Annotated in this window: 13 protein-coding genes, 1 other RNA gene and 1 pseudogene; 6 read left to right on the top strand and 9 right to left on the bottom strand. The window is 67.6% G+C overall.

Going from position 1 to position 20,810, the window contains the following annotated elements; genetic code table 11:
* Positions 1–90: 90 nt before the first annotated feature.
* From DFLDMN_RS01910 to DFLDMN_RS01890, 5 genes are all read right to left on the bottom strand, one after another.
* Entirely contained in the window at positions 91–996 is a 906-nt protein-coding gene (locus DFLDMN_RS01910) for a LysR family transcriptional regulator (RefSeq protein WP_423196844.1), read from the bottom strand.
* Positions 997–1,000: 4 nt separating this feature from the next.
* The gene (gene recR / locus DFLDMN_RS01905; RefSeq protein WP_423196843.1) at positions 1,001–1,615 is read right to left on the bottom strand and encodes a recombination mediator RecR; all 615 of its coding nucleotides are present in this window, start codon (positions 1,613–1,615) and stop codon (positions 1,001–1,003) included.
* Between the two features lie 2 nt (positions 1,616–1,617).
* Entirely contained in the window at positions 1,618–1,944 is a 327-nt protein-coding gene (locus tag DFLDMN_RS01900) for a YbaB/EbfC family nucleoid-associated protein (protein WP_423196842.1), read from the bottom strand.
* Between the two features lie 71 nt (positions 1,945–2,015).
* Entirely contained in the window at positions 2,016–4,646 is a 2,631-nt protein-coding gene (locus DFLDMN_RS01895; protein WP_423196841.1) for a DNA polymerase III subunit gamma/tau, read from the bottom strand.
* Between the two features lie 63 nt (positions 4,647–4,709).
* Positions 4,710–7,232 (bottom strand): adenosylcobalamin-dependent ribonucleoside-diphosphate reductase, encoded by a 2,523-nt coding sequence (locus tag DFLDMN_RS01890; RefSeq protein ID WP_423196840.1) that lies wholly within the window; start codon positions 7,230–7,232, stop codon positions 4,710–4,712.
* A 239-nt stretch (positions 7,233–7,471) separates the two neighbouring features.
* On the opposite strand from DFLDMN_RS01890, the gene ffs reads away from it, so the two are divergent.
* Positions 7,472–7,570, top strand: an RNA gene (gene ffs, locus DFLDMN_RS01885) — signal recognition particle sRNA small type.
* Between the two features lie 210 nt (positions 7,571–7,780).
* On the opposite strand, the gene DFLDMN_RS01880 is transcribed toward ffs, so the two are convergent.
* The 4 genes and pseudogenes from DFLDMN_RS01880 to DFLDMN_RS01865 form a co-directional block, all read right to left on the bottom strand.
* Entirely contained in the window at positions 7,781–11,533 is a 3,753-nt protein-coding gene (locus DFLDMN_RS01880) for a UvrD-helicase domain-containing protein (protein WP_423196839.1), read from the bottom strand.
* Positions 11,530–13,662 (bottom strand): PD-(D/E)XK nuclease family protein, encoded by a 2,133-nt coding sequence (locus DFLDMN_RS01875; RefSeq protein ID WP_423196838.1) that lies wholly within the window; start codon positions 13,660–13,662, stop codon positions 11,530–11,532. The genes DFLDMN_RS01880 and DFLDMN_RS01875 overlap by 4 nt, the downstream gene beginning before the upstream one ends.
* Positions 13,663–13,960: 298 nt before the next feature.
* A pseudogene (locus DFLDMN_RS01870) lies at positions 13,961–14,710 on the bottom strand (recombinase RecB); the annotation flags it as partial.
* Between the two features lie 353 nt (positions 14,711–15,063).
* On the bottom strand, positions 15,064–15,321 hold the full coding sequence (locus tag DFLDMN_RS01865) for a hypothetical protein (protein WP_423196837.1): 258 nt from the start codon (positions 15,319–15,321) through the stop codon (positions 15,064–15,066).
* A 613-nt stretch (positions 15,322–15,934) separates the two neighbouring features.
* Between DFLDMN_RS01865 and trxA the strand changes: the two genes are divergently transcribed.
* The 5 genes from trxA to DFLDMN_RS01840 all read left to right on the top strand — a co-directional run bounded on the left by trxA (position 15,935) and on the right by DFLDMN_RS01840 (position 20,699).
* The gene (trxA, locus tag DFLDMN_RS01860) at positions 15,935–16,261 is read left to right on the top strand and encodes a thioredoxin TrxA (RefSeq protein ID WP_423196836.1); all 327 of its coding nucleotides are present in this window, start codon (positions 15,935–15,937) and stop codon (positions 16,259–16,261) included.
* Positions 16,262–16,576: 315 nt separating this feature from the next.
* Positions 16,577–17,677 (top strand): IS5-like element ISRme1 family transposase, encoded by a 1,101-nt coding sequence (locus tag DFLDMN_RS01855; RefSeq protein WP_205182406.1) that lies wholly within the window; start codon positions 16,577–16,579, stop codon positions 17,675–17,677.
* 361 nt (positions 17,678–18,038) lie between these two features.
* Positions 18,039–19,301, top strand: coding sequence for a transcription termination factor Rho (gene rho / locus DFLDMN_RS01850; protein ID WP_066734373.1), 1,263 nt, complete (start codon positions 18,039–18,041; stop codon positions 19,299–19,301).
* A 108-nt stretch (positions 19,302–19,409) separates the two neighbouring features.
* Positions 19,410–20,273: a M90 family metallopeptidase gene (locus tag DFLDMN_RS01845; RefSeq protein WP_423196835.1), complete on the top strand. Its 864-nt coding sequence runs from the start codon at positions 19,410–19,412 to the stop codon at positions 20,271–20,273.
* A 165-nt stretch (positions 20,274–20,438) separates the two neighbouring features.
* Entirely contained in the window at positions 20,439–20,699 is a 261-nt protein-coding gene (locus tag DFLDMN_RS01840; protein ID WP_423196834.1) for a type B 50S ribosomal protein L31, read from the top strand.
* The last annotated feature ends 111 nt before the right edge of the window (positions 20,700–20,810 follow it).

Genomic DNA, 20,810 nt, shown 5'->3' with positions numbered 1-20,810 from the left:
GAAGGGTTAGGGAAAACGCGGAGGAAGGAACCGGTGCCGGGCATGCCCGGATGGCGCCTGGATAGCGTCCGGATGGCGTCCGGATAGCGCTTAGAACGGTGCGCGGTCGCCGCAGAGATGGGTAATCAGCAGGCGCGCCGAGACCGTCAGCGCGGCCGGGTCGCGCATGCCGATCAGCAGCGAGCGGCGCGCCCAGGCGTCCTGCAGCGACACCAGCGACAGCCCCATCGACTTGACGTGCGGCTCCGCCGCGATGCGCGGCAGCACCCCGACGCCCAGACCGGCCATCACCATGCGGCACATCGCGTCGAAGCTGCGCACCTGGATGCGCAGCCGGAATGGCCGTTCCAGCCGGCTGCTTTCCTCCAGCAGGCGCGCGGCCAGCGAGGTCACCTGCGGCAGGCTGACGAAGTCGTAGTCCAGCGTATCGGCATAGCGGACCGGACCGCGCTCGGACAACGGATGCCCGGGCGGCGTGATGATGACCAGTTCGTCCTGCCGGTACTCCACGGTGACCAGACCCGCGCACGGCGTGCGGTCGGCAAAGATGCCGACGTCGGCGCGATTCTCGACCAGCGCGGCAACGATATCGCTGCTGTTCTGTTCCTCGAGCTCGATGCGGATGGTCGGGTGCAGCCGCATGAATTCGGCCAGATCGTCGGGCAGGAACTGCGTGATGGCGGAGGTATTGGCACATACGCGCACCTGTCCGCGCACGCCGGACGCGTAGTCCGACATCACGCCCGCCATGCGCTCCACGTCCTGCAGAATGGTCAGGGCATGGTGGTAGCAGGCCTGGCCGGCCTCGGTCAGCTGCACCCCGGCCGCATGGCGAAAGAACAGCGGGGCGCCTACCGCGGTCTCGAGATCCGAGATGCGCTTGCTGGCCGCCGCCACCGCCAGGTGGGACTGCCGCGCGCCGGCGGAAATGCTGCCATGCCGCGCCACGGCGACAAACAGCCCGAGCGTGACCAGATCGAAGCGAGCCAGGTTCATCTTGTTACAGGGTGCGACGATCCATCACGGCACGCGCGATGGTCCCCGCATCGACATATTCGAGTTCACCGCCTACCGGCACGCCGCGCGCCAGGCGCGACACCTTGAGCCCGCGCGCCTTCAGCATTTCGCCGATGTAGTGCGCGGTGGCTTCGCCTTCGGTGGTGAAGTTGGTAGCCACGATGACTTCCGCCACCGGGCCGCCCAGTTCCGGCTCGGTCGCGCGCGCGAGCAGCCGGTCGAGGTGGATCTCGCGCGGGCCCACGCCGTCGAGCGGCGACAGCCGCCCCATCAGCACGAAATACTGCCCGCGATAGGTCAGCGTCTGCTCGATCATGATCTGGTCGGCAGGCGTTTCCACCACGCATAACAGCGCGGCATCGCGCTCCGGATCGCGGCAGGTCTCGCAAATCTCCTGCTCGGTGAACGTGTTGCAGCGCGCGCAGTGGCGGATCCCGTCGGCGGCCCCGCGCAACGCGTCGCCGAGCTTGCGCGCGCCGTCGCGGTCGTGCTGGAGCAGGTGGTACGCCATGCGCTGGGCCGACTTGGGTCCCACGCCGGGTAGTACCTTGAGCGCCTCGATCAGCGCCTGCAGCGAGGTCGGAGGCGCAGCCTTCATCCTCAGAACGGCAGCTTGAAGCCCGGGGGCAACGGCAGGCCCGAGGTCATCGAGCCCATCTTTTCCTGCGTGGTGGCCTCGGCCTTGCGCACGGCGTCGTTGAACGCGGCGGCCACCAGGTCTTCCAGCAGGTCCTTGTCGTCCGCGAGCAGGCTCGGGTCGATGCTGACGCGCTTCACGTCGTTCTTGCAGGTCATGACCACTTTGACGAGACCGGCGCCGGACTGGCCCTCGACCTCGATCTGGGCCAGTTGCTCCTGCATCTTCTTCATGTTTTCCTGCATCTGCTGGGCCTGCTTCATCAGCCCGGCCAGTTGACCTTTCATCATGGGATTACTCCTGAAGTCGTGTGGATGGTGTCGGGCGGCCATGTCATGGCAGCCGCCCTGGTGGTGTGGTGTCAGGCGGCGCGCGGCTGGATCGAGCCAGGCACGATCTGCCCGCCGAATTCGCGCAGCAGGCCCTGGATAAACGGATCGCCCTCGATATTGGCCTCGGCCTCGCGCTGGCGCTCGGCTCTGGCCTGGGCATCGACGGCGGCGGCCGTGGCGGAAACCGCGCCGATCTCGCATTGCACGCGGACCGCCACGCCAAAATGTTCGCTCAGTACCTGTTGCAGGCGCTCGGCCACACCGTTTTCGGCGATCGCCGCCACGGGCACGCGCAGGTACACGGCCCGGCCGACCACGCGCGCCAGTTCGCTCTGGTGCGCAAGCTGGCGCGCCAGGCCGCGTAGCGGCAGGCTGGCGGCCAGCGCCGGCCAGTCGCCGCTGAAGACCGGCGGCGTGCCATCGGCGTCGGCTTCGCACACGGCCTCGGGGGCGGGCTGCGCGGCGGCACCGTCGGCGTGGGCAGCGACCTGCGCGCCGGCGCGGCTATCGCTGTCGGCCCTTGCGTCCGCTCGTGCCGAAACCCGGGTATCCGTGCTCGCGCTGGTGCCGGAGCCCGACCTCCCCTCGCCGGCCGGAGTCACCTGGCGTGCGTTGGCAGGCCGCGTCGGCATTGGCGCGAAGGCCATGCCGGGATCGCTGTCATAAGGTCCGATCAGCGGCAGGTCGGGCGGCAATTCCTCCCACGGCGGGACGTCGCTGCCACCCTGCGCTTCCCAAGGCGGCACGTCGTTGGCCGGGTCGGCAAAACCGGCGGCATTGGCACGGCCGGCGAACTGACCGGCGTCGGCGGCAGGACGGGCCTGCGGCGGCGCCACGGCGGCGTCGCGGGCGGCCGGACGCAACGATGGCGCTGCCGGCATCGCTTCGGCCGCAGGCTGCGGCACCGGGGCCGCCACCGCGGCGGCGGCCGGGCGGTTGGCGGCGGGCGGCCGCAACGGCTGGGCGGGCGGCGCCGCCGGGCGCGCGGCTGCCGGGCCGGCCGGGCGTGCCGCGACCGGCGCGGGTGCCGAGGCCGGGCGTCCACCGCGACCGGCGGCGGCCTGACGCGCGGCCGCCAGCGCGGCACGCGCGGGCGACATCGCGACGTCGGTGGCCGGCACAGCATCCGCGGCTTGTGCGGCTTGTGCGGCTTGTGCGGCTTGTGCGGTGGTCAGCTCGCCCGATCCGGCATCCGGCCGTAATGGCATCGCCAGGTCCGACGAGGGTGACGATGGCGACGGGGGTGACGAGGGCGAGGAAGACGACAAGGGCGCGACCGAGGGCGCGGACAACGGAGACGCCGCCGCGCCCACCGACGCACCCACCGGGGCGACCGTCGGTGCCGCCGGCAAAGACTGCCCGGCCTGCGCCGCGACCATGCCATCGGGCGTCGCGGCATGCGGCTCGGCGGTCTGGCGGCCGATGCCGGCCTCGGCCGCACCCGTCGACGCTTCCGGCATCGCCATGCGCGCCGCCGGCGCCTTGGCGCCCGCCATGCCCCCGGAACGCGGCCGTACGGCCTGGCCACCGCCGCCCTGCCCCGTCACCGGCGCCGGACTGGCCGACGGCCGGAACGCGAGCATGCGTAACAGCGTCATCGTGAAGCCCGCATATTCGTCCGGCGCAAGCGCCAGTTCACTGCGGCCGATGTTCGCGATCTGGTAGAACAGCTGCACTTCCTGCGCGTCGAACACGCCGGCCAGGCGGCGGACTTCGTCGGCCTCGGGCCATTCTTCCTGCACGGACGCCGGCACCGCCTGGGCCAGCGCCACCTTGTGCAGCAGCGAGCCGAGGTCCTGCAACGCGCCTGCAAACGACAGGCTGCGGTCGGCCATCGAGTCCGCAATGCCCATCATGGTGGCGCCATCCTCGGCGGCCAGCGCATCGAGCAGTTGCACCAGATAGCTCTGGTCGATCGCGCCGAGCATGCCGCGCACCGCGTCCTCGGACACCTGGCCGGCACTGTAGGCAATGGCCTGGTCGGTCAGCGACAGCGCATCGCGCATCGAGCCATGCGCGGCCTGGGCCAGCAACCGCAGTGCATTGCCATCGTGGGCAATGCCTTCCTGCGCGAGGATATGGTCCAGATGCGAGACGATATGTCCCGGCGGCATCTGTTTGAGATTGAACTGCAGGCAGCGCGACAGCACCGTGACCGGAATCTTCTGCGGATCGGTGGTGGCGAGAATGAACTTGACGTGTCCCGGCGGCTCTTCCAGCGTCTTCAGCATGGCGTTGAAGGCGTGGTTGGTCAGCATGTGGACTTCGTCGATCATGTAGACCTTGAAGCGGCCCACCGTCGGCGCGTACACCGCCTTGTCCAGCAGCTGCGCCATCTCGTCGACGCCGCGGTTGGAAGCCGCATCCATTTCGATGTAATCGACAAAGCGGCCGCTGTCGATTTCGGTGCAGGCCTTGCACTGGCCACAGGGCGCGGCGGTAATGCCGCCGTTGCCGTCGGTGCCGGTGCAGTTGAGGGCCTTGGCCAGGATACGGGACAGCGTGGTCTTGCCGACCCCGCGCGTGCCGGTGAACAGATAGGCGTGGTGGAGCCGTTGCTGTTCCAGCGCATGCGTGAGCGCACGGACCACGTGCTCCTGACCGACCAGCGTGGTGAAATCCCTGGGGCGCCATTTGCGCGCTAGAACTTGATAACTCATGGCGGCGATTGTAGCAAATGGCAGACCTTGCATCGCGGCCGCGCCGGCCACCGCCGCGGCGCCCTAGCCACAGTCCCCCACATACCCGCAATTGGCGCATTTGGCGCAGCCATCGATACGATGCAGCGCATGCGCGCCACACTCCGGACACGGCTTGCCGGTGCCCGTGCCGAGCGACGGCCCCGGCACGGCCGCGCCGCCGCCCGCCGCCGCGGCACCGCTGCCGCCGGCCCCGTCGCTACCCAGCCCGCCCGCCCCGCCGTCGCGCCGGGCCAGGCGGGCCGCCAGGGTTGTCACCGGCACCGGCATGCCCTCGGCGTCGAGAAAGCCGCGCTTGATCAGGATGCGCTGCAGCGCGTAGCCGATGGCCGCCACCTCGGAGTCATGAAAGCGCGGCACCTCGCTGCCGTCCGGGCGCGTCACCATGCCATAGCGGACGGTGCCCTTGTCCCAGACCACGTTGCGCATATCGGCCAGCGCCTTGGCCACCTGCCCGCCGGAGCGCGCCACCATCGACAGCAGACGCATGGTCGACGTGATCCACTGCTGCCCCTCGGTGCGCTGGCCCGCCGGCATGAAAAACTCGATCGGCCGCTCGACCGTCACCGCCTCGCCGCCCACCACGCCCGCCACGCGCAGGAAATTCACGGTCAGGTATACCGTCTTGTGGCCTTCGTAGGTCATGTACTCGACCTTCGACGTCACGCCTTCCAGGTCGCCCAGCGGCCGGCTGTTGAACTGGCGCAGCAGCGGGTCGTCGTCGTGCGGCGCCGCCTGGGCCGCGCCCGGCGCCGGCGTGGCCGGCGGCGTCACCGACAGCACCGCGCCCAGCACCTTGTTGGGCCGATAGGTGGCCAGCCCCTTGAGGCCCGCCTTCCAGGCCTCCAGGTACAGGTTGCGGAAGGCCTCGTACGGATAATCCTCGGGCACGTTGACGGTCTTGCTGATGCTGGTGTCGATATACGGCTGCACGGCCTCGAGCATGCGCATATGGTCGAGCGCGGACATCTGCAGCGCGGTCACGAAACTATCGGGCAATTGCGCCATGTCGTGCCCGAGATGGCGATACAGCCGCCACGCATGGTCCGCCACCTCGAACACCCGATAGGTATCGTCGGGCATGCGCTTGCGACGGTTGTAGGTCCACGAGAACGCGGGCTCGATACCGTTGGACGCGTTGTCGGCAAACGCCAGCGTGATGGTGCCGGTCGGCGCGATCGACAGCAGGTGCGAATTGCGCATGCCGTAGGTGGTCATCGCTTCGCGCACATGGGCGGGCAGCCGGCTGACAAAGCCGCCGTGCAGGTAGTCGTCGGTACGGAACAGCGGGAACGCGCCCTTCTCCGCCGCCAGTTCGGCCGAGGCCAGGTAGGCCTGGTCGCGCAATGTCTCGGCGATGCGTGCGGCCATCTGGCGCGCGGGCTCGGCGTCATAGCGCAGTCCGAGCATCACCAGTGCGCTGCCGAGGCCGAGAAAACCCAGCCCGATACGGCGCTTGGCGCGGGCCTCGGCCTCCTGTTCCGGCAGCGGCCAGAACGTGACGTCCAGCACGTTGTCGAGCATGCGCGTCGATACGCGCACCACCTCGGCAAACGCCTCGAAGTCGAAGCCCGCCTGCGGTGTGAAGGGCTCGCGCACAAACCGCGTCAGGTTGATCGAACCGAGGCAGCAGCAGCCGTACGACGGCAGCGGCTGTTCCGCGCACGGATTGGTAGCCTCGATGGTCTCGCAGTAATACAGGTTGTTGTCGGCGTTGATATGCGACAGGAACAGGATGCCAGGCTCGGCATGATCGTAGGTGGCCTGCATGACCTGGTCCCACAACTGCCGCGCCGGCACGCGCCGGTAGACCCACTGGCCATCGTCGCGCCGATAGGCGCCGGCGGCGATCATCTCGGGCGACGGCGCGGCCTCGTGCACGAGCTCGACGTCGTCCCCGGCCTCCACCGCCGCCATGAACGCGTCGGTCACGCCGATCGACAGATTGAAGTTGGTCAGTTCGCCGCGGTCCTTGGCATGGATAAACGCCTCGATGTCGGGATGGTCGCAGCGCAGCACCCCCATCTGCGCACCGCGGCGGGCGCCGGCCGATTCCACGGTGGCGCACGACGCGTCGAACACCTTCATGAACGACACCGGGCCCGACGCACGCGAATGCGTGGCCCGCACCAGCGCACCGGCCGGCCGGATCGCGGAAAAATCGTAGCCGACGCCGCCGCCGCGCCGCATGGTCTCGGCCGCCTGCGCCACCGCCGTGTAGATGCTCGGCTTGCCGCCCTGCGATTCGGATACCGCATCGCCCACCGGCTGCACAAAGCAGTTGATCAGCGTGGCCTGGATGCCGGTACCGGCGGCCGAGTTGATGCGCCCCGCCGGCACAAAGCCGCATTCGAGCGCCCACAGGAAGCGCGCTTCCCAGCCTTGCCGCTGCTCGGGAGGCTCGGCCTCCGCCAGCGCACGCGCCACGCGCGCGCGGACATCGGCAATGGTGGTTTCCTCGCCCTTCGCATACTTCTCGCGCAGTACCTCGATCGAGATGTCCTGCGGAGCGAGTTCACCGTGAAGAATCTGGTCGTTTGCGTTCATATGCGATGCCTTGTTGGCGATGCCTTGTCGCGATTCCTTGTCGCGATACCTTGTCGCGATTCCTTGTCGCGATTCCTTGTCGCGATTCCTTGTCGCGATACCTTGTCGCGATGCCTTGTCGCGATACCTTGCGGCGGTGCCCCGTGCCAGGCGTGCGATGCGTCCTCACACGCCCTTTTTTTTAACGATTTTCGGACGGCGCTCGCGGCTTGCCGCAGCTTCGGTTACAATGCCGGTCGGACGGGCCTCCTCGCATGGTGGCGCGGTCAACCTGGTCAGGTCGGGAACGAAGCAGCCACAGCCGTTTTCCACCAGTGCCGAGGGCCAGGCTCGTCCCCCTTCACCTTTTTTCCTCGCTGTTCCTGACTGTTCCTCGCCGTTCCTCGCCGTTCCTCACTGTTCCTCGGTGCGGCGTGTTCGTACGGCGCCTTCGTACGGCACCTGCCTTCGGCACCATCCTGCCTCCCCCTGCGGTTCCCGTTTCCGGCTTCCCTGCTTCGGCTTTCCGTCCGCATCCGCGTCTATTCTGCGCCATTCCCGCGCGAATTTCAGAACAACGAGCCCTGCTCGCCGTGCATCACGGGCCGCAATGACTGCGCGTCGATCCATTCGCCGTCCGCCGTTGCCACGCCGGCCTCGATGCGTTTGCCCGGAAACATCGGCGCCACCGCTGCCACATAGCGCGCGAGCTGCGCGCCATAGGCCGTGCGTTCCTGCGGCAGCAATCGCAATTTGTAGTCGATGATCACCACCCGGTCGTGGAATTCGACCAGGCGGTCGATACGCAGCAGCCGTCCGCGCGCGTCGTAGAGCTCCACCTCATTGCGTGCGGAGGCCGCGTCTGACGGAAACAGCAGCGGCCGCAACGCCGGCGCGGCCAGCATCGCCCCCGCTTCGCGCACGGCCAGGCCGACCTGCTCACGCCATTGCGCCTGCACGCCCGCCATGCCGGCGCCGCTGGCCGGAAACCAGCGCAGCACCGTGTCGACATCGGGCACCGCGCCAAACGCCTGCGGATAGCGCGTGATGCGCTCCAGCAGCGCGTGCACGAGTTCGCCATGACGCGCGGCGGCGGCGTCGAACACGATACCGTCATCGTCCTCGCCGTCGGCACCGCTCGTCTCGTCGCTCCCGTCGCTCCCGTCGCTCCCGTCGCTCCCGTCGCCATTGCCGGTGGCGCGGTCGACCACCCCCGCGTCGCGAAAGCGTTCGCGGAAGTCGGTAAAGCGCACGCGCTCGCCCGCGGGTGCCGCTGCGGCTGTCGCCGCTGTCACATACGGCAGCGCTGCCGCCTCGCCCGACGGATACGCGGGCACCGGCTCCCCGACGCCCGCCGCTGCCAGCCGCACATACCAGCTGCCCGCGATCTCGCTATTGTTTTCGCCGTTGTTGTCGCCGTTGGTCTCGCGCTTGCCGTCGCCATCCTTGCCATTGCGTCCCTTGCGTCCATTGACGCCGCTCACCAGCAGGCCCTGCTGCGCGCGCGTCATCGCCACGTACAGCAGGTTCCAGTTCTCGCGCTCGGCCAGCGCCGCCTCGGCCTCGAACAGATGCGCGCGCGCCAGGCCGCGTTCGGCGCGCTTGCCATAGGCCGAGAAATGACTGGGCACGCGCGACGAGGGGGGCCAGTCGACCAGGATGCCGCCCCGATCGGGCGCCGGATCGCTGTGGTTGGCGTCGAGCAGCACCACGAACGGGGCCTCGAGGCCCTTGGCCGCGTGCACGGTCAGGATATGAACCGCATCGAGCTGGCTATCGCCATCGTCTTCAGGCTCGGCCTCGCTGTCTTCCACCAATTCGCCCATGCCGCCTTCATCGGGACTCTCGTCCTCGTCGCCACGGCGGATCTCGCGCAGCTCGTCGATAAATTTCGGCAAGCTCGGATAGCGGCCGCCGTCGAGATCGAGCGACAGCTTGAGAAACGCATCGAGGTTGGCCAGCACCTGGTCCCGGATCGCGCTCGGCGCGGCCTCCGCATAGCGCCGGCGCACCTCGCCTTCGTCATAGATGCGGTCGATCAGGTCGTGCACCGGCAGCCGCGGCGCCAGCGCCAGCCATTTGCGCAGGCGCACCACACCAGCACGCAGCGCGTCCGATGCGGTCGGCGGGAGGTCGGTCGACGCGATGCGGGCCCACCAGCCGCGCTCGGCCCCGGTGCCGGCGAGCAGCAGCAGGTCGTCGTCGGTGGCGCCCACGATCGGACTCTTGAGCACGTGCGCGAGGTCGAGGTCCGACTCCGGCGTCATCAGGAACGCGAGCAGCGCCGAGATATCGAGCGCTTCCAGCGTGGCCAGCAGGCCGCCGCGGCGTGGACTCAGGCATGGAATGCCGGCCTCGCGGAACGCGCGTTCGTAGTCCGCCAGATGGGTCTTGCGGCGCACCAGCAGATGCATGTCGCGCCAGCTGGCGGGGCGTTCCACACCCTTCTCGCGCACCGGCACGTGCGCGCGGATATGGCGCAGCCATGCGGCCACGCGACGCCCCTCCTCGAAGCGCAACGAATCCCCCTCCTGCGTGCGCGGCTGCCTCAGCGTGTCGCGGTGACCGGCTTCGGCGCCCTGCGTGCCGGTGGCGGTGGCGATGCCAGTGCCAGTGCCAGTGGCCGCAGCCTGCGAAGCGGCTTCGCTGGCGTCCAGACCTGCGAGCGCCGCCGCCTCGTTGCGCGCCGCCTCGTCCGCCGGCATCTCGACCAGCGGCAGCAGCCAGACCGGCCCGCCAGGTTCCGTCAGCGCGGTGGATTGGGTCTCGAAGAGCGGATAACGGCCGCCGGCACGCGCGTCATCGAACACTGCGTTGACCCAGTCGAGCACCTCGGGCCGGTTGCGGCGCGTGCGGTTGGTGCGCAACACGGTGGCGCCGAACTCGGCCTGCAGCATCTCGCTCGCCGTGCCGAACAAACGCGCATCGGCACGCCGGAAGCGATAGATCGACTGCTTGGGATCGCCCACCAGAAACACCGTGGGCCGCTCGGCCAGCCCCTGGTAGCCGGCCAGCCAGCCTTGCAGGATGCGCCATTGCAGCGGGTTGGTGTCCTGGAACTCGTCGAGCAGCAGATGGCGATAGCGCGCATCCAGCCGCACCTGCAGATAGGTCGCCGTTTCCTCGTCGGACATCAGCCGCGCGGCCAGCCATTCGAGGTCGGCAAAATCCATCGCGCGCGCCTCGCTCTTGTAGGCCTGGTAGCGCTCCAGCAAGGCATCGCCCAGCTGGTACAGCGCCAGGTTGACGGCCAGCACGGCGGCTTCGCAGCGGCGCGCGGCAATTTCGTCGAGACGCGTGCAATGTTCGAGATGGCGCGCAAGCACGTCCTCGACACCGGCGTCGCCACCGGCGGCCTTGGCCAGCGCGGCGGTACGGCGCAGCGCGCGCGGCTTGCCCGCGCCCGTGAAGAACGCCGCGCGCAGGCGCGCAAAGGCTTCCGCGGCCGCGCTGCCCGCTTCGCGGCCCGCCGTGCGCCAGGCCGCGATAGCCGCGAGACCCTCGCCGATGGCATTGGCATGGCCTTGCTCGGTCTTGCCCCCATTGCCCAGCAACGAGGCCAGTTGCTGGCAATCGGCGAGCCAGTCGTCATCGGCGAGCGCCTCCACCAGAACGTCGTTCACGGCATCGTCGCCAAGGTCGGCGGCCAGCATCGCGGCCGGATCGCCGGCCTCGCGCAGCGCCCACCATTCGCTGCGTGCGTGGAACATGCGATCGAGCCATGCGCGCGCCTGGAATTCGCCGATGGCACTCACCAGTCGTTCGTACGCGGCGCGCAACGGCGCGTACGGCGGCGAGGCCAGCGCGCGCCAGAACGGCGCCCAGGCCTCGCGCTTCATGCGCAGCGCGTCCTCGCGCAGCATCGCGCCGGGCACGATGCCCGACGACAGCGGCGCGCCGCGCAGCAGCGTGCCGAACCAGCCGTGGAACGTATCGATGGCCATGCGGCCCGGCGCGGCCAGTACCTGCGCGTGCAGGTTGCGCGCGCGCGGCAGCGCCGCACGCGCGGCGTCGGCATCGAGGCCGCGCATGGTCAGCGCGGCAATAACATCCGCATCGCTCGCGCCGGCGAGTTCCGCGAGCACCTCGAGCAGACGCTCGCGCATTTCCTCGGCAGCCTTGCGCGTGAAGGTGATGGCGAGAATCTCGTGCGGTTGCGCGCCCGCCAGCAGCAGCCGCACCAGGCGCGCCACCAGCAGCCACGTCTTGCCGCTGCCGGCACAGGCCTCCACCACGACGGAACGGACGGGATCGCACGCCGCACGCGTGAAATCGGCTTCGGAGACGGTGTGGCCGTCGCGCAGGTAAGCGTGGGCGGTCATGTCAGATCAGGCAGTGCGGTGGATTCCCAGAAGCCCTTGCGGCACAGGCCGCGCGCTTCGCAATACGTACAGGCGGAGGCATCGCCGAACGCCGGCAGCCGCGCGCCCTCGCGCAGGCGGCCGACGTCCCTGCGCAGCTGGCCCTCGAGCCAGCGTACCGCGCCATCGAAATCGGGCAGGTCGACCTCGCGCTGCCGGGCCGGCTGGTCCTGCGACGGACCGTCCTTCGCCCCCTCCAGCGCAATCCAGCTGCCCGCATGCGCGTCCTTGCGCAGCAGGCCATAGAACGGCAGCTGGCAATCCTCCTCGACGTCGCCGACCTTGCGGCGCAGGCGCGCTGCGCTCTGCGTCTTGTAGTCGAGCACGGCGCGGCTACCATCGGGACCGATGTCGACGCGGTCGATCCGGCCGGCCAGACGCAGCGGCACGCCATCGCGCATGCCGATCTCGACGCTGACGTCGATCTCCCCGCCCTGCCAGTGCCAACCCTCGGCTTCGCGCGCGGCCTGCCATTGCACATACGACGGCAGGACCTCGCACCAGCGCCAGTAGTAGCCGATGGCATTGCCGTCGTCGCGCATCAGCGGGCCGAACTCGTGCTCGGAAATCTCGCGCAGGCGCGCCAGGCGGTGCGCGGGATCGCGGATCTCCTGCGCCTGCATTTCGCTGTGGTAGCGGTGCAGCACGCGGTGCAGCAGGTTGCCGATATCGCGCTTCTCAAGGTCGTCGCTGACGTCTTCCAGACCGGCCAGGCCCAGCATGCGGCCGGCAAAGAACTGGTACGGACAGCGGCGCAGCATGTTGTACGCCTGCGCGCTCCAGCGGACCGGCACGTGCGCGGGCGCGGACGGAGCCGGCATGCGGCCCGGCCGCGCAACGGTGTCGAACAGGCGCGGCGCGGCAGCGGTTTCGATCGGCGCACCGGCGCGACGACAGCAGGCCGACAGGCGCTCGATCCAGCCCGACACGTGATGCGGCTCGCCCCGTGCGCCGAACCGCTGCCACGTAAGCACGACGTCGTCGTTGTTGAGCAGCACCTCGGCAAGATCGCGGGCCTGCTGCGCAAAGCGCGCCTCGCGGTCTTCCAGATCGAGTTCGCGCCGCATCTGGTTGGAGAAGAACATCAGTTCCGCCGCGCTCGACGGCAGTTGCGCATCGTCGCAGCCGACGATGACCACGCCCTCGAAGCGGCGCATGCGCGCGCCGTTGAGCGGCAGGATCGTGATGCGCGATGCGCTCGGCGCGGTGGGCTCCTTGTAGGCCACCGACTCGAGAATGGCCGACAGCATCGCGCGAAATTCGTGCTGGGCCAGCGTGGCATGGGCACCGGTCTCGTCGTCGGGCAGGTCGGCCAGGCGCGCCAGCGCGTCGAGCATCTGACGCCCGGCATCGTCGGCCGCGAGCGCGGCACGCATGTCGAGCGCGTCGAGCGTGGTGTCGAGCTGCGCGAGCCAGGTCGAGAGCGGCTTCTGCGCCTGGCCCCGTGGCCACGTGGCGGCCTGGTCGGCCAGACGCACGATCATCTCGCGTGCGGCGGCACGGGCCTCGTGCGTGGCCGCCTCGCCATCGAGGTCGGGAGGGTCGGGAGGGTCGGAAGGGCCGGAAGGGTCGGAAGGGCCGGAAGGGTCAGGACAGGGTGCGCCCGCGCGCGTTCCGCCAGCGGCACCGCCGTCGCGCTCGGCCAGCAGGTGCCGCAGGCGCGCCCAGCCGCCGGTGATCGCCTCGCGTCGCACCTGTCGCTCGATCATGGCGATGGCCGTGCCACGGTGTGCCACCTCGGGCAGGCAGAATGGGCTCTTCAGCAGATCGAGCAGCGCATTGGTATCGCCGTCGCGCGCGAGCACGTCGAACCAGCGCATCAGCGCGGCAGCCGCGCGCGTGGTCGAGAGCTTCCAGCCGGTCTCGTCGCGCACCGGCGCACCGGCACGGGCCAGCAACGCCCGCACGCGCCGCGCCACGATGCGATCGTGCGCGACCAGCGCCACGTGCCGACGTCCTTCGTTGAGCCACGCCACGAGCTGGTCGGCGGCGGCAATCGCCTCGTCCTCGAAGCGCGCGCTGCCGACCACGCGCACACGGGGCCGCTCGGCCGGCAGACGGCGCGGCAGGGCCACGGGCCGCGCTGGCATCGCGCGCGATGCGTGCTGGCGCGCGCCGCCTTGCGGCTGTCCCTCCCTGCCCGGCCGGGGGCGGTTGCAGGCGGCGCGCCTCGGGCCAGAGCGCGAGCAGCGTCGTGTACCAGTCGGCCGCGCCATCGCCATCGCCATCGCCATCGCCATCGCCATCGCCATCGCCATCGCCATCGCCATCGCCATCGCCATCGCTATCGCTATCGCTATCGCCGAAATTGTCGTCATCGCTGGTGCCCCGGCCGGCGGCGTCATCGGCCCACGCGTCCTCGTGGCGAAGATCTTCGTCCGCCTCGTGCGCCCCGCCCGACCAGTCGTAGCCGATCTCCAGCGTCGGCACCTGCTCGCCGACCTGCGCGAGGAAGGTGGCCTCGATGGGCGTGAGCGGTGTCGGCGCGACCCAGATCACCGGCCCGTCGACCAGTTGCGCAAGCCGCTGCAGCGCCCGCCGTCGCGCCGGCAGCGGATCGTCCGGGCCGGACAGTTGCTGCCAGAACGCCAGCACGATCTGCGCCTCCTGGCCGAGAAACCGCTCCGAAAGGTGGGCATAGGTTCGCTGCAGCGCGCCCTGCAGCAGCGCGGCACGGTCGTCGCCCTCGATGTCATCGTCGGCGCGCACGGCGGCATCTTCCAGCCAGCGCGCGCTCAGTTCGTCGCTGATCGACAGCAGCGTCTGCGCCAGGCCCCACGCCGCCGCCTCGGTCTGCGCGCCAAACGCGGCACGCAGCCACGCCTGCCCGCGAATGGCTTGCTGCACTGCCAGCAGGCGCGCCGCATGACTGCGCACCGGGACCGGCTCGGCGTCGAGGTCCGGCGGCAGGTCGAGCAGCCAATGGCCGAGCGTCAGCACGCGCGGCAGCAGGCGCGGCTTGCCGCGTGCGCGCGCGGCGGCGTCCAGCGCGGCGCGCACGCCCGGGATCTGCGCGGCGGTCGGCACCACGACGTGCGCGGCCGCAGCCTGCTCGCCGCAGTGGTCGAGAAAATGCCACGCGGTGGTGGCGGCCTGTGCGAGAAACGCGGGGCCGGGTGGAAACTGGAGCCGGGACATATCAGACGGCAGGCGCGCGAGGCACACCGCTTGCGGTACGTACATCGCGAGCCCTGTGGATCGGGATCGGGGTCAAGCAAGAGTCAAGGCAAACGCCTGGCAAGCGCGAGGAAAACACCACGGCGGCGCAGGCACACGGAGAATAAGGCGGCGCGGCCGCACCGGCATGCGCCAGGGGCAACCAGCGCCGGCCCTCACCGGGACGAAGGTCGGGCCGGCGGTCGCGCGTGCGCCGCCGCCATCGCGATCGACCGCCCGCCGCCATCGCGATCGACCGCCTGCCGCCATCGCGATCAACAGCAATACCTCGGCGCAATGTCCCGGATGATCGCACCGGCGCGGCGCCCGCCCGCTCAGTGACCGCGCCCCTCGAGCCGCGCGCGAATCTCGCGGGCGGTCTCCAGCAGCCCCTCGTAGCCGGAGCGCGCATGTTCAGGCAAATCGGGATCGCCGACCAGGGTGCCCAGCGTCTCCATCACGCTATAGACCAGCCCCTTGGCGGCACCGGTCGCAATGCTGTTGCTCTCCACCGCCTGGTTGAGGTGCGCGAGCGCGTCGCCAAGATGCTCCGCATCCGGCGTGTCGCGGGGTTCACGGGGATCGGGATTCATGTCAGGTGGCCTTGTCGGTTACGGTTAGTGGCTTACGTGCGGATGCCAACGGTGAGCGGCTTGCGCGCAGATGGTCCGCACATCGGCGTGGGTGCCGGCGTGGTACCAGCGCGGGTACCGGCCTGGGTACCGGCGCGGGGCACTGCCCGGGGGATATCGCGCTTCCATTCTACTGGGGCGTCGCGCCAGCCCAAATAAGAGTGTTCCCATGTGCATTCTAGAGCATGCCGGGTCCCCTATATTCAGGGAAATCCCTGCGACGCGGAATAACCGCGTCAAACCACGGCGGCAAACTACCCCGCCCAAACGCATTGTCGATTGACTAAATCTTTCGCCGCGATTTAAACAATGTTTCACGCGAGGCGCGCCGCAAGCGCACAATCGAGGCGTCAGTGGGGGTTGTCCGGGCCTTGCCCGATGCGGGTTTCAGCGAGGGTCTTGAATTCCATCGAACTGGTAACATATCGTTTTCGAGGACACCGTCCGGCGCTTTCGGCAGCCGTCCGGCGAATCCGCGGAATCTCGTGTATGGTAGCGGTTCGGCCCACAGTAGTTACCCGCATTCAGCATTCCGCCTTCAACACTAATTGAGCGAAACCAGAGGTTTTCCGCCATGAGCGAACAAATCAAGTATGTAAGCGACGCGTCGTTCGATGCCGACGTTCTCAAGTCCGACAAGCCCGTCCTGCTGGACTTCTGGGCCGAGTGGTGCGGTCCCTGCAAGATGATCGCCCCGATCCTGGACGAAGTGGCCCGCGACTACGGCGACAAGATCCAGATCGCCAAGATCAACGTCGACGAGAACCAGCAAGTGCCGGCCAAGTTTGGCATCCGCGGTATCCCCACGCTGATCCTGTTCAAGAACGGTTCGGTCGCGGCGCAGAAGGTCGGCGCCCTGTCGAAGTCGCAACTGACCGCGTTCCTCGACGGCAACCTGTAAGCGCGTCGCACCGTCGACGCCGGTGTGCCCCCCTTCTTCGGCAGGGGGGCATCATCCGAAAGCATGATCCGGTGTGCGTGCGCCAACCCTGGCGCGCCGGCCGGATTGTGCTAAGATGCCATCAACAATTTCCCCGAGCGTTCGCTCATATCTTCCCCCTTTCCGCTTAGGTCGCTTTATTTCCGCTTAGGTCGTTTTAGGTTGCTGCTCACGCTTAAGTTACCCACTTAGCAGGCTGCTGAAATACCGGCAGCGGATGTCCGCGCGACGACTAGCTGAAGCGTTAATCTGAGGACTCCATACAACCCCACATTCATGCGCGGCGCTGACACCTTCACCGAAAGTTTGTTCACCATGCGGCGGCTGGAAGATTTCGTGCCGAAGTCCCACCCCTTGCGCCCGATCCGCACCATGGCGAACCAGGCGCTGGCGAAGATGGATCGGCTGTTCGCGCAAATGTACGAGGCCGATATCAAGGGTGGCCGGCCCAGCATCGCGCCGGAGAAGTTGCTGCGGGCCATGCTGCTGCAGGTGCTCTACAGCGTCCGGTCGGAGCGCCAGCTCATGGAACAGACGCACTACAACTTGCTGTATCGCTGGTTCATTGGCCTGGCGATGGATGATGTGGTCTGGGTGCCCAGCGTCTTCAGCAAGAACCGGGAACGGCTGATCAAGCACGATGCCGTGATCGACTTCTTCAACGAAGTGCTGGCCATCGCGCAGAAGAAGGACTGGCTGTCGGGCGAGCACTTCAGCGTCGACGGCACGTTGATTAAGGCGTGGGCTGGCCACAAGAGCTTTGTACGCAAGGATGGCGACGACAAAGACGATAACGACGGTGCTGACTTCAAGGGTGAAAAGCGCAGCAACGAGACGCACGAGTCCAAAACCGATCCCGATGCCAGGCTGTATCGCAAGGGCAAAACCGCCAGTGAACTGCGCTACATGGGTCATACCTTGAGCGACAACCGCCACGGCCTGGTGGTCAGCGCCATGGTGACCAATGCGGACGGACACGCCGAGCGCGAGGCCGCGAAGGTCATGCTTAACGATGCCAGGCAGGTGATTGAGGACCTGAATGTGGAAGTCACCGTGGGTGCGGACAAGGGCTACGACGCGCACGAGTTCATTCAAGCCTGCCTGGAGATGAAGGTGACGCCGCACGTCGCACAAAACACCTCCGGCCGGCGCTCGGCCGTTCCCGACGCCATTGCAGGCACCAAGGGTTATGCCATCTCACAGCAAAAGCGCAAGCTGATTGAACAAGGCTTTGGATGGGCCAAGACCGTTGGGCGCATGCGCCAGGTAATGGTGCGCGGTCGAAAGAAGGTCGACCAAATGTTTGTGCTGAGTATGGCCGCCTACAACCTCGTGCGCATGCGCTCGCTGGGACAAATCCGCCCACAGTTGCAGTAATCGTGGTGATGAGGCCCGAAACGGTCGTCAAATCAACGAAAAAGTCGGTGAAGTGACGCCGCGCTTCCGGATTGTGAAAAATAGCGAGCCCCTCAGGCTTGTAGAGGGAAGCTTCGCTTTTTACGCGGCTAGTACTTCAGCAGCCTGTTAGGTCACCCACTCGGGTCACTCAGTCAGGGCGCTTCGGTTAAGAAGCCTGGCTCGCTGACAGTAGTAGTCTCACCGCGCCGGTCGCAATGCCGTCTTGCCGGAGCCGGTCATGCAGGTCGCCTGCCTGCCCTGAGAACCCAGTGGGCCTCCACGTGAGTCGCCAAGCGAGCACCCAAGTGGCTCCCCTACTGTCCATCTGTACCCCTCGTCTATGCACCTGACAGAACTCAAATCGCTTCACGTGTCTGCGCTTCTCGAAATGGCGGCAACGCTCGAGATCGACAACGCGCAACGGATGCGCAAACAGGAACTGATGTTTGCCATCCTGAAGAAGCGCGCCAAGATGGGCGAAACCATCTACGGAGACGGCACGCTGGAAGTTCTGCCCGACGGTTTCGGTTTCCTGCGTTCGCCGGAAACTTCGTACCTCGCCAGCACGGACGACATCTACATCAGCCCCTCGCAGATCCGCCGCTTCAATCTCCATACCGGTGATTCGATCGAAGGCGAGGTGCGTACGCCCAAGGACGGCGAGCGCTACTTCGCGCTCGTGAAGGTGGACAAGGTCAACGGGCAGCCGCCCGAAGCGGTGAAGAACCGCATCATGTTCGAGAACCTGACGCCGCTGCATCCGAACCGGCCGCTCACGCTCGAACGCGATATCCGCGCCGAGGAAAACATCACCGGCCGCATCATCGACATGATCGCGCCGATTGGCCGCGGCCAGCGCGCGCTGCTGGTGGCATCGCCGAAGTCCGGCAAGACCGTGATGCTGCAGCATATCGCCCACGCCATCGCCAACAATCATCCGGAAGCGGACCTGTTCGTACTGCTGATCGACGAACGTCCCGAGGAAGTGACCGAAATGCAGCGCTCGGTGCGCGGCGAGGTGGTGGCTTCCACCTTCGACGAACCCGCCATCCGCCACGTACAGGTGGCCGAAATGGTAATCGAGAAGGCCAAGCGCCTGGTCGAACTGAAGCGCGACGTGGTGATCCTGCTGGACTCGATCACGCGTCTGGCACGTGCCTACAACACCGTGGTACCGGCATCGGGCAAGGTGCTCACCGGCGGTGTGGACGCCAACGCGCTGCAACGTCCCAAGCGGTTCTTCGGCGCCGCGCGCAACCTGGAGGAAGGCGGTTCGCTGACCATCATCGCGACCGCGCTGATCGAAACCGGCAGCCGCATGGACGACGTGATCTACGAAGAGTTCAAGGGCACCGGCAACATGGAAGTGCACCTCGAGCGCCGCCTTGCGGAGAAGCGCGTCTACCCGGCCATCAACCTCAACAAGTCCGGCACGCGCCGCGAGGAATTGCTGATCAAACCGGAGATCCTCCAGAAGATCTGGATCCTGCGCAAGTTCATCTCGGACATGGATGAAGTCCAGGCCATGGAATTCATCCTCGACAAGATGAAGCCGACGAAGAACAACGCCGAGTTCTTCGACATGATGCGTCGCGGCGGCTGACGTCCGACCAGCCGGAGGGGCGTTGCTGCCCCTCCCCCCACGCTGATCGACACGGCCCACCGTGGCAAGATCGGCGGACAGCGTGGGCCCACACCGTGAGCAGGAACCATGTTTGGCAAACTGACCCGCTTCCTGCGCTCCCGCTCGCGCGCCCGCAAGCTCGAGCATTACGCCATTCCCGACGAACTGTGGACACGCACCGTGGCCGCCTTGCCGTTCGTCGCGCGCTATGACGACGCGGACCGCACCGCCCTGCGCGAGTTGGCCACGCTGTTTATCGCCGACAAGGAATACTCCACCGCGCACGATCTTCCGCTCACCGACGAGATGGTGGTCAGCGTCGCCGTACAGGCCTGCGTACCGATTCTCAAGCTCGGCATCGCGTGGTATCGCGGCTGGCATGGCATCGTGCTCTATCCTGGCGAATTCCTGATCCGCAAGACCGTCGAGGATGAATACGGCCTCGTGCACGGCGTGGAAGAGGAAGCCAGCGGCGAGGCATGGGAACATGGGCCCGTGATCCTCTCCTGGCCCGATGTCAGCACCCCCGGCGCGGGGCTCGGCGGCGAGGCCGCACAGGCCTTACCGCCCGACACCTACAACGTGGTCGTTCACGAGTTTGCGCACAAGCTCGACATGCTCGACGGCGAAGCCGATGGCGTGCCGCCGTTCTCGCGCGTGCTCCATCCGGACGTCGATGCCGGGCAATGGGCAGAAGACTTCCTGACGCAGTACGACCGCTTTGCCGAGGCGTGCGATGCGGTGGCCGAGAGCGCCTGGGACCATCCCGAACGCCTGCCGCCACGCCTGCGCGTCATCGATCCGTACGGCAGCGAAGCGCCGAGCGAGTTCTTCGCGGTGGCGTCCGAGTCATTTTTTGTCGAACCGTATGCGCTCCGGCGGCACTGGCCGCAGGTCTATCAGGCACTGGCCGTGTTTTATCGCCAGGATCCGGGCGCGGCCCTGCCCTGATCACACAGGGCGACTTGCCCAAGTCCTTGTTTCTCTGCCATAATCCCGGTTTGCCCGTTATCGGCAAGTGGTTCGCTCGCCGCCAGCATCCGGATGCATCCACAGAAGCATCCACCGATGAACGAACGGCCAGCGGGCTGGCTACCCAACCAGAAAGGAATCACCATGAAAGAAGGCATCCACCCGAATTACCGTGAAGTCGTGTTCCACGACGTGTCGAACGACTTCAAGTTCGTGACCCGCTCGACCATCCAGACCCGGGACACGATCGTTCACGAAGGCAAGGAATACCCCCTGGCCAAGATCGAAGTTTCGTCGGAATCGCACCCGTTCTACACCGGCACCCAGAAGATCATGGACACGGCCGGCCGCGTCGAGAAGTTCCGCCAGAAGTTCGGCAGCAAGCTGGGCCAGATCAAGAAGTAATCGCTCCAGCGAGCACGCTCTTCCGAGCCATCGCCGCGCCTGCAGGGACAGATGCTCCGGCGGCGCGCAGCAAAAAAGAGGCAGCATCAGCTGCCTCTTTGCTTTTTCTGG

This window comes from Cupriavidus sp. H19C3 (genome assembly GCF_049393815.1).
GTDB lineage: Bacteria > Pseudomonadota > Gammaproteobacteria > Burkholderiales > Burkholderiaceae > Cupriavidus.
The sequence above is the reverse complement of the archived record's forward strand: the minus strand, read 5'-3'. Positions and strand labels throughout refer to the sequence as shown.

Coding starts and splice junctions, on each gene's coding strand:
- DFLDMN_RS01910 (WP_423196844.1), bottom strand. CDS start 996: ATGAACCTGGCTCGCTTCGATCTGGTCACGCTCGGGCTGTTTGTCGCC.
- recR (WP_423196843.1), bottom strand. CDS start 1,615: ATGAAGGCTGCGCCTCCGACCTCGCTGCAGGCGCTGATCGAGGCGCTC.
- DFLDMN_RS01900 (WP_423196842.1), bottom strand. CDS start 1,944: ATGATGAAAGGTCAACTGGCCGGGCTGATGAAGCAGGCCCAGCAGATG.
- DFLDMN_RS01895 (WP_423196841.1), bottom strand. CDS start 4,646: ATGAGTTATCAAGTTCTAGCGCGCAAATGGCGCCCCAGGGATTTCACC.
- DFLDMN_RS01890 (WP_423196840.1), bottom strand. CDS start 7,232: ATGAACGCAAACGACCAGATTCTTCACGGTGAACTCGCTCCGCAGGAC.
- DFLDMN_RS01880 (WP_423196839.1), bottom strand. CDS start 11,533: ATGACCGCCCACGCTTACCTGCGCGACGGCCACACCGTCTCCGAAGCC.
- DFLDMN_RS01875 (WP_423196838.1), bottom strand. CDS start 13,662: ATGCCAGCGCGGCCCGTGGCCCTGCCGCGCCGTCTGCCGGCCGAGCGG.
- DFLDMN_RS01865 (WP_423196837.1), bottom strand. CDS start 15,321: ATGAATCCCGATCCCCGTGAACCCCGCGACACGCCGGATGCGGAGCAT.
- trxA (WP_423196836.1), top strand. CDS start 15,935: ATGAGCGAACAAATCAAGTATGTAAGCGACGCGTCGTTCGATGCCGAC.
- DFLDMN_RS01855 (WP_205182406.1), top strand. CDS start 16,577: ATGCGCGGCGCTGACACCTTCACCGAAAGTTTGTTCACCATGCGGCGG.
- rho (WP_066734373.1), top strand. CDS start 18,039: ATGCACCTGACAGAACTCAAATCGCTTCACGTGTCTGCGCTTCTCGAA.
- DFLDMN_RS01845 (WP_423196835.1), top strand. CDS start 19,410: ATGTTTGGCAAACTGACCCGCTTCCTGCGCTCCCGCTCGCGCGCCCGC.
- DFLDMN_RS01840 (WP_423196834.1), top strand. CDS start 20,439: ATGAAAGAAGGCATCCACCCGAATTACCGTGAAGTCGTGTTCCACGAC.